This window comes from Marinobacter sp. bablab_jr008 (genome assembly GCF_016464145.1).
GTDB lineage: Bacteria > Pseudomonadota > Gammaproteobacteria > Pseudomonadales > Oleiphilaceae > Marinobacter > Marinobacter nauticus.
In genome coordinates, this window is the sequence record NZ_JACDWW010000059.1 from 124,791 (window position 1) to 137,128 (window position 12,338).

Here is a 12,338-nt window from a genome sequence, read left to right on the forward strand (position 1 = left end):
CAGTTTTGGAAAGCCATCCTCACAAGCATCCCCATACGTTATTCCTGGCTTCTAACCTGACATTAAATTGTTTTCACACACGCTTTTTGGAGGCAACGTGAGCATTTCCCGCGAGGACATCGAGAAAGTTGCCGTGCTCGCCCGCATCAAGGTGGACGGCGAGCAGGTTTCGGCTCTGGAAAAGGATCTGGGCAATATTCTGGATCTGGTGGATCAGTTGAGTGCCGCGGATACCGATGCGGTGGAGCCTATGGCGCATCCGCTGGATGCGGTGCAGAAGCTGCGGCCAGATGTGGTTACCGAAACCAATCAGCGGGAGGCGTTCCAGGCGATTGCGCCGGCTACCGAGGATGGGTTGTATCTGGTGCCCAGGGTTATTGAGTGATTTGGTCGTCCATCAGAGATTTCGGGATTTATCATGCATAACAAGTCTGTAGCAGAACTTTCCAGAGAGCTGGAGAGTGGCAGGATTTCGAGTGTGGAGCTGACGCAGCAGTTCCTGGACCGTCTGAAGACAGAAGACGGCAAGTACAACAGCTTTATTACCATCTCCGAAGAGCAGGCATTGGCCGAGGCCAGGGCTGCAGACGAGATGCGGACAGCGGGTAAGGCCACGGTGTGGACCGGGGTGCCCTTTGCTCACAAGGATATCTTCTGCACCAGCGGCATTCGCACCAGTTGCGGGTCGAAAATGCTGGATAATTTTGTACCTCCCTACGACGCGACGGTAACGGCTAACTTCAAGGCGGCTGGCGCGGTGTGCCTTGGCAAGACCAACATGGACGAGTTCGCCATGGGCTCGTCTAACGAGTCCAGTTTTTATGGCGCCGTGACCAACCCCTGGGGCCTGTCCGGTGGTGACAAGCGGGTACCGGGTGGTTCATCTGGTGGTTCTGCGGCTGCGGTAGCGGCACGACTGGTGCCAGCAGCAACGGGCACGGATACCGGTGGTTCAATCCGTCAGCCGGCGGCATTGTGCGGCATCACCGGCTTGAAGCCGACCTATGGCCGGGTGTCACGGTACGGGATGATTGCCTTTGCCTCTTCCCTGGATCAGGGCGGGCCGATGGCGCGCACGGCAGAAGATGCCGCGCTGATGTTGAATGTGATGGCGGGGCACGATCCGAAGGACTCCACCTGCATTGACCGGGAAGTACCGGATTACACGGCCACCCTGAACGAGCCGCTGAAGGGCCTGAAGATTGGCCTGCCGAAGGAATACTTCAGTGACCAGCTGGCTCCGGCTATGGAAGAGCAGGTTCGTAACGCGATTCGCGAGTATGAAAAGCTGGGCGCGACGGTAAAAGAGGTGTCGCTGCCCAACGCCAAGCTGGCCATCGCAGCGTATTACGTGATCGCCCCCGCTGAGGCGTCCGCCAACCTGTCCAGGTTTGACGGTGTTCGTTACGGCTACCGCTGCGAAGACCCGAAAGATCTGATGGATATGTACACCCGCAGCCGGGCGGAAGGTTTCGGTAACGAGGTGAAGCGCCGGATTCTGGTGGGCTCCTACGCCCTCTCCGCCGGTTATTTCGATGCCTATTACCTGAAGGCCCAGAAGGTTCGCCGGCTGATCCAACAGGATTTCATCAACGCGTTCAAGGAAGTAGACGTGCTGATGAGTCCGGTGTCGCCGACGCCTGCGTTCAGGCAGGGCGAGAAGAACACCGATCCCGTATCCATGTACCTGGAAGACGTGTTCACCATCGCCATTAACCTGGCGGGCATTCCGGCCATGTCAGTTCCGGCCGGGTTTGTCGACGGTTTGCCGGTGGGGCTGCAAATCATCGGGGATTACTTCTCCGAGGCCCGCCTGCTGAACGCCGCCCATCAGTTCCAGCAGGTGACCGACTGGCACCAGCGTGAACCTCAATAAGCCCGGATTAGGAGACGAACACATGCAGTGGGATATCGTGATCGGGCTGGAAATTCACGTTCAGCTCGCCACCCAGACCAAGATTTTCTCCGGCTCCAGCACCGCTTACGGTGCCGAGCCCAACACCCAGGCCAACGCGGTTGACCTGGCGATGCCCGGCACCCTGCCGGTACCCAACGAGCAGGCGTTCCGCTACGCGGTGATGTTCGGCCTGGCAACCAATGCCGAAATCGGCCGGCGCTCGGTCTTCGAACGCAAGAACTACTTCTACCCGGACCTGCCCAAGGGCTACCAGACCACCCAGTTGGCCCAGCCCATCGTTGGCCCCGGCTATGTCGACATCGACCTGGCCGATGGCAGCACCAAGCGCGTGCGCATTCACCACGCCCACCTGGAAGAAGACGCCGGCAAATCCCTGCACGAGGATTATCATGGCATGACCGGCATCGACCTGAACCGCGCCGGCACGCCGCTGATTGAGGTGGTGACCGAGCCGGATATGACCAGCGCCGAGGAAGCCGTGGCTTTTGCCAAAAAGCTGCACAGCATTGTTACCTCGCTGGGTATCTGCGACGGCGATATGTCCCAGGGTTCCATGCGCTTTGACGTCAACATCTCTCTGAAGCCAAAAGGCTCCGACGCCCTGGGCACCCGCACCGAGACCAAGAACCTGAACTCGTTCCGGTTCATGGAACAGGCCATCGCCCACGAGGTGGAGCGGCAGATGGATATCCTGGAAGACGGTGGCGTGATTGTGCAGGAAACCCGCCTGTACAACGGTGACCGGGACGAGTCCCGCTCGATGCGCACCAAGGAAGAAGCCAACGACTATCGCTACTTCCCCTGCCCGGACCTGTTGCCGGTGGAAATCGACGATGCCTTCATCGAAGACGCCCGCAGCCGCCTGCCGGAACTGCCGGACGCTCGCAGGGCGCGTTTCAAGGAGCAATACGGCCTGAACGACTATGACGCTGGCATCCTGTCTGCCGACGCCAAACTGGCTGCATTCTTCGAAGAAACCGTGGAACACGGCAAAGATGCCAAGCTGGCCGCCAACTGGATTCAAGGCGAGTTCTCCGCGCGCCTGAATGCGGAGGAGAAGTCCGTCGCCGAGGCGCCGATTACCGGCGCACAACTGGGCGCCATGGTGACCCGCATCGCCGATAACACACTGTCCTCCGCCGGTGCCAAGAAGGTGTTCGAGGCGCTATGGACGGGCGAAAACAACGATGTCGATGCCATTATTGAAGCCAAGGGCCTGAAGCAGGTGTCGGATACCGGCGCCCTGGAATCCATGGTTGATGAGGTGCTGGCCGGCATGCCGGATCAGGTGGCTCAATACCAGAACGAGGAAGATCCGAAGAAGCGCAAGAAGATGCTTGGTGGCTTCATGGGGCCGCTGATGAAGGCTTCCAAGGGCCAGGGTAACCCCAAGCTGTTCAATGAGATTCTTGTTCGCAAGCTTGGCGGCTAGCATTGGCGTGGGCCATCTTGTTTTGGCCCTAGCCTTCGGATTGTGGGGAGGGGTGGGTTTGGAGCCCCTTCCCAAAAACCGCTACAAGCACATCCCTGTGCGCTTCTCTCCGGCCATCCATGGCCTCCGACATTTTTGGGAAGGGGCTCCAAACCCACCCTGCCAGACCTTTTTGCGATAGTTCGCTGACACGATGCCGACAGTCAGATCAAACGTGCCCAAAGGTCATGCTCATCGGCATGCTCTACGACAGCCTGCACAATCTGACCGGGAACGAGTTCGGTTTCATCGTTCAGGTAGACCATGCCATCAATCTCTGGCGCATCGGCCTTCGAGCGACCGATCGCACCCTCTTCACCAACTTCATCAATCAACACATCAATGGTACGACCGATTTTCGCCTGAAGACGCGCCGCTGAGATTTCTGCTTGCTTGGCCATAAAGCGAGCGAGGCGTTTCTCCTTCACCTCCTCGGGGACCGCACCTTCGAGCTCGTTCGCCGGCGCCCCTTCCACCGCGCTGTAAGTGAAGGCACCCACTCGATCCAGCTGAGCCTCGTCCAGCCAGTCCAGCAGGTACTGGAAGTCTTCCTCGGTTTCCCCCGGGAAACCCACGATGAAGGTGGAGCGAATGGTCAGTTCCGGGCAGATTTCCCGCCACTTCCTGATGCGCTCCAGAGTCTTGCTGTCATGGGCCGGGCGTTTCATGGCCTTGAGCACTTTCGGGCTGGCATGCTGGAACGGGATGTCCAGGTACGGCAGGATCTTGCCTTCGGCCATCAGCGGAATGATGTCGTCCACATGGGGATAGGGATAGACATAGTGCAACCGAACCCACACGCCCATCTCACCCAGCGCTTCACACAACGCCTGCATTTTGGTCTTTACCGGGCGCCCCTGCCAGAAACCGGTGCGGTATTTGATGTCGACGCCGTAGGCGGAGGTGTCCTGGGAAATCACCAGAATCTCTTTCACCCCCGCATCCACCAACCGTTTGGCCTCGTCCATCACGTCGCCAATCGGGCGACTGACAAGGTCGCCCCGCATTGAGGGAATGATGCAGAAGGTGCAACGGTGGTTACAGCCTTCCGAGATTTTCAGGTAGGCATAATGGCGAGGCGTCAGCTTGACGCCCTGCGGCGGCACCAGGTCCACAAACGGGTCATGCTCTTTCCTGGGCGGCACATATTGGTGGACGGCGCCGACCACTTCTTCGTAGGCATGAGGACCGGACACTGCGAGCACGCCCGGATGGGTTTCACGGATCCGGTCGGCCTCAACCCCCATGCAACCGGTGACGATGACCTTGCCATTCTCACTGATTGCCTCACCAATGGCGTCCAGGGATTCCTGCTTGGCGGCATCTATAAAACCACAGGTGTTCACCACCACAATATCGGCGTCGTCGTAGGTGGGCACCACATCGTAGCCGTCCAGGCGCAACTGGGTCAGGATACGTTCAGAATCTACCAGCGCCTTCGGGCAACCAAGGCTGATAAAGCCTACTTTTCCGCTCTGGGGCGCGTTTTGCGTTTTCTCGGTCATAAAAGCCTGCAGGATGTCCGGAGCCATGCTCCCGATGAGTGTAGCGGGCAATTTTACCTCACGACCGGAAGAACTGCAGCAGTAGCACCACCTACTCCGCCACCACAAATCCGCTGACGCAGATCAACTTACCGACTAAAACTGTGACACCGTGTTCAGAATTTTGTAGTAAAAGTGCCACAATTACCGACAGGATTCTTGCTGTTCACTTTTTAAACAGCTAAACTTTCAATCGTTTATGCGTTTTTCTGGAAGGCGTTTATGGGAAAGGCAACTTCTTTTCAAACCACACATGCCAGAAGAGTGAACATGAAACCTCTTGCCGCCAAACCCAATCTGCGAAACCAGCAGCGGGTGGACGTTTCAACCGACATTACCATCGAAAAGCCGGATGGCTGCTGCCTTACCTGCCAGGTATCCAACCTGTCCCGCTCAGGCGTGATGCTCTCCTGTGATCAGGACACCGTCAAACAGCTGGTTCCGGGCCTGAAAACACCGGCCCCCGGCCACTGGATCGAAGTCAAAACCCGTTTTTCGGTGCCCGTCATTGCAAACCAGCCGGTCACGGTGCTTGCCGATGGGAACATCGTACACATGCGTCGCATTGCCCGAGACGAGTTCCAGATTGGTATCCAGTTCTGTGAATTCGAAGGTAACGGCTTTGACTATGTCGATCGTTACGTTGCCAAATTGCTTTCGGACGCACGTAATCCCTCCAGCGAAGCTCACTGACGGAAGCCAGTGGCGACGTCGCTGGCGTTTACACCCGCCTCGAGACACCGGCGAAGGCTATATTATTAGAACCTGAAATTCTTACAGCATTCCTTCTTATACCCTAAGCTGCTCTGATATAGTTGTTCATCTAAATTACAGCCATTACTTCGCCCTCCATGGCAACGGATGAACATGACCACATATAACCTCACCCATCTCAAACAGCTGGAAGCCGAAAGCATCCACATCATTCGGGAAGTGGCCGCCGAGTTCGACAACCCGGTCATGCTTTACTCCATCGGTAAAGATTCTGCCGTGATGCTGCATCTTGCCCTGAAAGCCTTCTACCCGGGCAAGCCACCGTTCCCGTTGCTTCACGTGGATACCACCTGGAAGTTCCGGGACATGATCTCGTTCCGGGACAATGTAGCGGAGAAGTTCGGGCTAGACCTGATCGTGCACATCAATGAAGAAGGCGTAAAGCAAGGCGTCGGCCCCTTTACTCATGGCAGCGCCAAGCACACGGACATCATGAAAACCCAATCCCTGAAGCAGGCCCTGAACAAGTACAAGTTCGACGCCGCCTTCGGGGGCGCCCGCCGGGACGAAGAAAAATCACGCGCCAAGGAGCGGGTATATTCCTTCCGTGACGAACACCACCGCTGGGACCCGAAGAACCAGCGCCCGGAGCTCTGGAATATTTACAACGGCAAAGTCAACAAGGGCGAAAGCATCCGGGTCTTCCCGCTGTCCAACTGGACTGAGCTGGACATCTGGCAATACATCTACCTTGAAAACATTGACATCGTTCCCCTCTATTACTCAGCCGTGCGGCCCGTGGTAGAGCGCGATGGCACCCTGATCATGGTGGACGACGACCGCATGCCCCTGAAAGAAGGTGAAAAGCCGATGATGAAATCGGTACGCTTCCGTACCCTGGGCTGCTATCCGCTGACCGGCGCCATTGAATCCGAGGCCAACACCCTGCCCGACATCATTCAGGAAATGCTGCTGGCCACCAGCTCAGAGCGGCAAGGCCGGGTGATCGACCACGACTCAGCGGGCTCCATGGAACAGAAAAAGCGGGAAGGGTATTTCTAACATGTCACACCAGTCTGATCTGATTGCAGAAGATATTCAGGCTTACCTGAAGCAACACGAGAACAAGGAACTCCTGCGCCTGCTCACCTGCGGCAGTGTGGATGACGGCAAGAGCACGCTGATTGGCCGGCTGTTGCATGACACCAAGATGATCTATGAAGATCACATGGCCAGCCTGAAAACTGACAGCGCAAAAATGGGCACCACCGGCGAAAAACTGGACCTGGCACTGCTGGTGGACGGCCTTCAGGCCGAGCGGGAACAGGGCATTACTATTGATGTCGCTTACCGTTATTTCAGCACCGACAAACGCAAGTTCATCATCGCGGACACCCCGGGCCATGAGCAGTACACCCGCAACATGGCCACCGGCGCATCCACTGCGCAACTGGCCATCCTGATGATTGATGCCCGCCACGGCGTACTCACCCAGACCCGCCGGCATTCCTATATTGCCTCGCTACTGGGCATCCGGCACATCGTGGTCGCCGTGAACAAAATGGATCTGGTGGACTTCAGCGAAGAGCGCTTCAATGAAATCCGCGACGACTACCTGGCCTTTGCCTCACGACTGGGCCTCAAGGACATCCGTTTTGTTCCCATCTCGGCGCTGGATGGAGACAACGTCGTCAACAAGAGCGAGAACACCCCCTGGTTTACCGGCCAGCCGCTGATGGAAATTCTGGAAACGGTGGAAGTGTCCCGTGACAAGAACCTGGAGCATTTCCGCTTCCCGGTGCAGTACGTGACCCGTCCGAACCTGAACTTCCGCGGCTTCTGCGGCACCATCGCCTCTGGGGTGGTTCGCCCTGGCGATGCAGTGATGGCCCTGCCCTCACGCCGTACCAGCAAAGTAAAGGAAGTCGTGACCTTCGACGGCAACCTGGACGAAGCCTACATCGACCAGGCGGTCACCCTGACCCTGGAAGACGAGATCGACATTAGCCGTGGCGACATGCTGGTGAAGGTGGAGGACGAACCGGAAGTCCACAACCGCTTCAATGCCAACATTGTCTGGATGACCGACGCACCGCTGGAAACCGGCCGGCTGTATGACATCAAGCTGGGCCCCACCTTTACTTCCGGTACCGTGAAGAAAATCCACCATCAGACCGATGTAAACACGCTGGATCAGCAAGCCAATCCCAGCCAACTGGCCCTGAACGAGATCGGCCTGTGCGAACTGACCCTGAACCAACCGGTCGCGTTCGACGCCTATCAGCGTAACCACGCCACCGGCAGCTTCATCGTCATTGACCGCCTGACCAACGTAACCATCGGGGCAGGCATGATCGCTGGCCTGGCCGATGGTCTGGAATCCCTGGACCCGGTCACCGCCGAGGAACGCGAACGACGCCTGGCCCAGAAACCGGCCATCATCGCCTGTAACGGCAAACATGGCCCGGAACTGGCACAGGCCGTTGAGCGAGCTCTGTTCGATCAGGGCAAGACCGCCGTCGTGGTATCCGAAGAAAATGCGGGCGACGCAGACGAACGCCGTCGGGTAGCGCAGTTGCTGACCGCTCACGGGCTGGTAGCCATTGCCGTGAACCTGGGTTCGGACATTGCCAACGCCAGTGCCAACGCAGAGAACGAAGCTGACATTCCCGGCGCCGTCTCGACACTGGTCCAGGAACTGATTCGCAGCAAGCGAATCTGATTTCCATACACGCCCATTGAGAACCCCGGCCCGAACGAAGACGTCGGGACCGGGGTTTCTTTCTCTGCCAACCGTGGCACAATCACGCTCCGCCAAGCCGACTGAATCTGACAGGAGCTGACCCATGGCCATCAAACACCTGCGCACCGCCTTCGCAAGCCAATACCAGCCGGGCCAACCTGCCCGCCTCGTAGCGGGCGAGGCCCTGCAGGAACCGGGCGGCGACTACGAAGCCCTGCACAAGCAGATGAAGCGCCTGTTCAACAGCAAACCCGGCAAGAAATATGGCCGCTTCTCAGACGACATCGGCGAATGCCCCTTCAGCGCCTGGCTCAAAGACTACCTGGAAGACAAACAGACCTTCGCGGCCATGACCGACCGTCTTTTCGGCCAGTGGCAGGAACTGCTGACCGGTAGCCAGGAAGAATTTGACGGCCACCTGATGATCGTACACGACGCCCTGGCCGATGCCGAAGTGGTGTACCTGTTTATCCTGGAAACCGACAGCGCCATGCGCTTCGACGGCAGCCAGAAACTGGACGCCACCGACGTACTCAGCCTGTCGCGCCTGAACCTGGCCGTGCGAATTGAACTGGACGACTGGCGCAACGCCAACGGCAGCGAAAACTACATGACCCTGATCCACGGCCGCGGCACCGGCGACCCCGGCGAACTGTTCATCCGCCTGTGCGCCTTCACCAACAGCGTGGACGTGGAAAAGGAAACCATGACCTTTCTGGACGCAGTGGAAGCATTCGCCAAAACCAGCGAACCGGAAAAAGCCGGCGAAGTGCGCGCCAAGGCCTACGAATTCTGCAAAGACCAGCACGCCCTGGGCGAGCCCGTGGAAATCGAAGCTCTGTCGAATTACCTGGACGAAAGCCAGCCCCAGCGCTTCAAGGAATTCGCCAGCCAGAACGCGGAACTACCGGAAACCGGCGTACTGCACCCGGACCACCGCAAGGTCAAAAAACTCGTGCGCATCGCTGGCTCCGGCGGAGGTATGAGCGTGTCTTTTTCGTCGGACCTGGTGAACCAGGCGGTGTACTACGACCGTGACAAAGACGCCCTCACCATCACCCGCCTGCCCAAAGCGCTGCGAGAACAACTGCAACGGTACCTGGAAGCCCGCGAGGACTGATCCAAGCTCAGTCCTCTGCTACATTTTCCGGCTGATCGTCCCACCGGGGGCGATTGGCCCTGAGCTTCCTGACCTCCTGCATCCAGCCCACGCCATCGATCAACTCCCCGGTTTCATGATCAATAGGCGGATACGGCAGGTTGCGATCATCACAGTACCGCTTCACTGTTGGCTGGCACCAACAGAACAGCAGACGGTTGTACTCGTCATCGGGCATCCGTCGCTGATCAAACATACCTGCCAGCTTCCGCTGACGCTGGGCTTCGGAAAGGATAATCGAGCAAGCTGAAGACACATTCAGCGATTCCACCATTCCCATCATCGGAATCACAATATGCTCATCCGCCTGTTCTGCAGTGACCGGATTCACCCCATCCACCTCGTTACCCATGATAATCGTGCACGGCACGGTGTAATCCACCTCCCGAAAATCCACCGCCCGGTCTGACAATTGCGCCGCATAGAGCTTGTGCCCCTGAGCTTTCAGCTCCGTTACCGCGTTATCCATGGTCGGATGGGTGTGAGTTGTTACCCAATGAAAGCTGCCGCCGGCTGTCTTACGAAATGCCCGAAAACCCTCCTTGGGCCAGACCACGTGCATATTGGCCAGGCCGAAGGCATCGCAGGACCGAATAATGGCCGACAGGTTTCTGGGTTTGTGCACCTGATCCGTCAGCACCCGCAGGTCGGGTTGACGGGTGTTGAGGACTTGCTTGATTCGGGCGAGGCGTTCGGGAGTCATAAGTAAATTGGCTAGCGATGATTTTCCGGCTCCCACAAAACAACAATCAAGCTTGTAGAATCCAGTACAGGTGTCTGGGAAGGGTTTTGGGGTGGGCTTTCCAAAAATTTCGAAGGCCATGGATGGCCTGAGAGAAGCACACATGGATGTGCTCGTAGCGGTTTTTGGAAAGCCCACCCCAAAAGCCTTCATGCACATAAGCGGCGAATAATAGCACATAGCCAAATGAGGAATACCGAGACAACGGTGGTTGAAGATTAAGCACCCCGTTATAATACGCAGTCCATTTTTGCCAGCGCCCCACTCCACCCCGGCGCCAACACACCAAACTACGTGAGACCCATGGCCAAGAAGCTGTACATCAAAACCCACGGCTGCCAAATGAACGAGTACGACTCTGCCCGCATGGCAGACCTGCTCAAAACCGGCGAAGCGGTCGAAGTCACCGACAACGCCGATGACGCCGACATCCTGCTGCTGAACACCTGCTCCATCCGCGAAAAAGCCCAGGAGAAAGTGTTTCACCAGCTTGGCCGCTGGAAAAGTCTCAAAACCAAAAAACCCGACCTGATCATCGGCGTCGGCGGCTGCGTCGCCAGCCAGGAAGGCCAGGCCATCATCGACCGCGCGCCCTACGTGGATATGGTATTTGGCCCGCAAACCCTACATCGCCTGCCCGACATGATCACCGAAGTACGCACCAAGGGTAACGGCGTTGGCGTGGTCGACGTCAGCTTTCCGGAAATCGAGAAATTCGACAACCTGCCTGAGCCCGGCGCCGACGGCCCCTCTGCGTTTGTCTCCATTATGGAAGGCTGCAGCAAATACTGTACCTTCTGCGTGGTGCCCTACACCCGTGGCGAAGAAGTCAGCCGCCCGGTGGACGACGTCATCGCCGAAGTGGCCCATCTGGCCGCCCAAGGCGTGCGCGAAGTAAACCTGCTGGGCCAGAACGTCAATGCCTACCGTGGCGAAACCCACGACGGCGACCAGATGGACCTGGCAGAACTGATCGAAGTCATCGCCACCATCGACGGCATTGACCGCATCCGCTACACCACCTCTCACCCGGTGGAATTCAGCGATGCGCTGATTGAAGTCTACGAGCGGGTTCCCGAACTGGTCAGCCACCTGCACCTGCCGGTACAGAGCGGCTCTGATCGCATCCTCGCAGCGATGAAGCGGGGCCACACGGCGCTGGAGTACAAATCCAAGCTGCGCCGCCTGCGCAAGATCCGCCCGGACATCAGCTTTTCTTCGGATTTCATCATCGGCTTCCCGGGTGAAACCGACAAGGATTTCGAGGACACCATGAAGCTGATCAACGACATCGGCTTCGACATGTCCTTCAGCTTCGTCTACAGCGCCCGTCCGGGCACGCCGGCGTCTGACTTGCCGGACGATACGCCGATGGAGGTTAAGAAGCAGCGGTTGAGCATTCTTCAGGATCGCCTGAATCAGAATGTGATGGATATCAGCCGGAAGATGGTGGGTTCTACTCAGCGGATTCTGGTGACTGGTTTGTCCAAGAAGGATCCGGGCGAGTATGCGGGGCGTACGGAGAACAACCGTATTGTGAACTTCCGCCACGAGAATCCTGAGGTGGTTGGTCATTTCATCGACGTAGAAATCGTCGAGGCCTACCCGAACTCTCTTCGTGGTGTGCCGGTTAGTTCCGAGTTGTTTTAGGCTTCGGCACCCATGTGCTCTTTGTGTGGAGTTGGGAGGCGGGCTGGATAAGCCTCCCAAAAACCGCTACGAGCACATCCATGTGCGCTTCTCTCCGGCCATCCATGGCCTCCGACATTTTTGGGAGGCTTATCCAGCCCGCCTCCGCCTGACCACACGGTGGCATGCTAAAGAAGCCCCATCATTGCCTGGTTCACGAAGACGCTCGTTAATAAGAAAGCAGGCCCTGTAAAAACTCGTACTTGTTTTTCGTCTCGCGAACCTGCACATAGCAGGAAAGGCCGGTGCGTGGGTTCGCTTCCACAGGGTATCGTAGGCCATGGATGGCCGAAGCTAAGCGAACAGGACGTCTTGAGCGTCCCTGTGGAAGCGAACCCACGCATCGGCCATACTCCCA

At 57.7% G+C, this 12,338-nt stretch carries 10 protein-coding genes; 8 read left to right on the forward strand and 2 right to left on the reverse strand.

From position 1 onward, the window contains the following. Positions 1-97: 97 nt before the first annotated feature. Genes gatC through gatB form a run of 3 tightly spaced genes read left to right on the forward strand, consistent with a single transcriptional unit; the run spans position 98 to position 3,350 of the window. Positions 98-385: an Asp-tRNA(Asn)/Glu-tRNA(Gln) amidotransferase subunit GatC gene (gene gatC / locus JIF53_RS09185; RefSeq protein ID WP_011786174.1), complete on the forward strand. Its 288-nt coding sequence runs from the start codon at positions 98-100 to the stop codon at positions 383-385. 33 nt (positions 386-418) lie between these two features. Beyond that, positions 419-1,876, forward strand: a complete 1,458-nt coding sequence (gene gatA / locus JIF53_RS09190) for an Asp-tRNA(Asn)/Glu-tRNA(Gln) amidotransferase subunit GatA (protein ID WP_199452340.1) — start codon at positions 419-421, stop codon at positions 1,874-1,876. A gap of 22 nt (positions 1,877-1,898) precedes the next feature. Beyond that, positions 1,899-3,350, forward strand: a complete 1,452-nt coding sequence (gene gatB / locus JIF53_RS09195) for an Asp-tRNA(Asn)/Glu-tRNA(Gln) amidotransferase subunit GatB (RefSeq protein WP_199452341.1) — start codon at positions 1,899-1,901, stop codon at positions 3,348-3,350. Positions 3,351-3,553: 203 nt separating this feature from the next. On the opposite strand, the gene rimO is transcribed toward gatB, so the two are convergent. Continuing rightward, a complete protein-coding gene (gene rimO, locus JIF53_RS09200) occupies positions 3,554-4,921 on the reverse strand; it encodes a 30S ribosomal protein S12 methylthiotransferase RimO (protein ID WP_228285518.1) in 1,368 nt (455 codons plus the stop codon). A 282-nt stretch (positions 4,922-5,203) separates the two neighbouring features. On the opposite strand from rimO, the gene JIF53_RS09205 reads away from it, so the two are divergent. The 4 genes from JIF53_RS09205 (at position 5,204) to JIF53_RS09220 (ending at position 9,510) form a co-directional block, all read left to right on the forward strand. Continuing rightward, positions 5,204-5,626, forward strand: a complete 423-nt coding sequence (locus JIF53_RS09205) for a PilZ domain-containing protein (RefSeq protein WP_014422121.1) — start codon at positions 5,204-5,206, stop codon at positions 5,624-5,626. Between the two features lie 168 nt (positions 5,627-5,794). After that, positions 5,795-6,709, forward strand: a complete 915-nt coding sequence (gene cysD, locus JIF53_RS09210; RefSeq protein ID WP_323127165.1) for a sulfate adenylyltransferase subunit CysD — start codon at positions 5,795-5,797, stop codon at positions 6,707-6,709. A gap of 1 nt (position 6,710) precedes the next feature. Continuing rightward, complete coding sequence (gene cysN, locus JIF53_RS09215; protein ID WP_199452342.1) at positions 6,711-8,369, forward strand: sulfate adenylyltransferase subunit CysN; 1,659 nt, start codon at positions 6,711-6,713, stop codon at positions 8,367-8,369. Between the two features lie 124 nt (positions 8,370-8,493). Continuing rightward, positions 8,494-9,510 carry a nucleoid-associated protein gene (locus JIF53_RS09220; RefSeq protein ID WP_011786181.1) on the forward strand — a complete coding sequence of 339 codons (1,017 nt, stop codon included), beginning with the start codon at positions 8,494-8,496 and terminating at the stop codon, positions 9,508-9,510. A gap of 7 nt (positions 9,511-9,517) precedes the next feature. Here the strand turns inward: JIF53_RS09220 and trmH are convergent, their stop codons facing one another. After that, positions 9,518-10,252: a tRNA (guanosine(18)-2'-O)-methyltransferase TrmH gene (trmH, locus tag JIF53_RS09225; protein WP_011786182.1), complete on the reverse strand. Its 735-nt coding sequence runs from the start codon at positions 10,250-10,252 to the stop codon at positions 9,518-9,520. Positions 10,253-10,594: 342 nt separating this feature from the next. Here trmH and miaB point away from each other — a divergent pair, with 342 nt between their 5' ends. After that, positions 10,595-11,941 (forward strand): tRNA (N6-isopentenyl adenosine(37)-C2)-methylthiotransferase MiaB, encoded by a 1,347-nt coding sequence (gene miaB / locus JIF53_RS09230; RefSeq protein WP_199452343.1) that lies wholly within the window; start codon positions 10,595-10,597, stop codon positions 11,939-11,941. The last annotated feature ends 397 nt before the right edge of the window (positions 11,942-12,338 follow it).

Excerpts from the sequence above, each read along its gene's own strand:
- trmH (WP_011786182.1), bottom strand. The coding sequence starts at position 10,252 with ATGACTCCCGAACGCCTCGCCCGAATCAAGCAAGTCCTCAACACCCGT.
- gatA (WP_199452340.1), top strand. The coding sequence starts at position 419 with ATGCATAACAAGTCTGTAGCAGAACTTTCCAGAGAGCTGGAGAGTGGC.
- JIF53_RS09220 (WP_011786181.1), top strand. The coding sequence starts at position 8,494 with ATGGCCATCAAACACCTGCGCACCGCCTTCGCAAGCCAATACCAGCCG.
- miaB (WP_199452343.1), top strand. The coding sequence starts at position 10,595 with ATGGCCAAGAAGCTGTACATCAAAACCCACGGCTGCCAAATGAACGAG.
- cysN (WP_199452342.1), top strand. The coding sequence starts at position 6,711 with ATGTCACACCAGTCTGATCTGATTGCAGAAGATATTCAGGCTTACCTG.
- gatB (WP_199452341.1), top strand. The coding sequence starts at position 1,899 with ATGCAGTGGGATATCGTGATCGGGCTGGAAATTCACGTTCAGCTCGCC.
- cysD (WP_323127165.1), top strand. The coding sequence starts at position 5,795 with ATGAACATGACCACATATAACCTCACCCATCTCAAACAGCTGGAAGCC.
- JIF53_RS09205 (WP_014422121.1), top strand. The coding sequence starts at position 5,204 with ATGAAACCTCTTGCCGCCAAACCCAATCTGCGAAACCAGCAGCGGGTG.
- rimO (WP_228285518.1), bottom strand. The coding sequence starts at position 4,921 with ATGGCTCCGGACATCCTGCAGGCTTTTATGACCGAGAAAACGCAAAAC.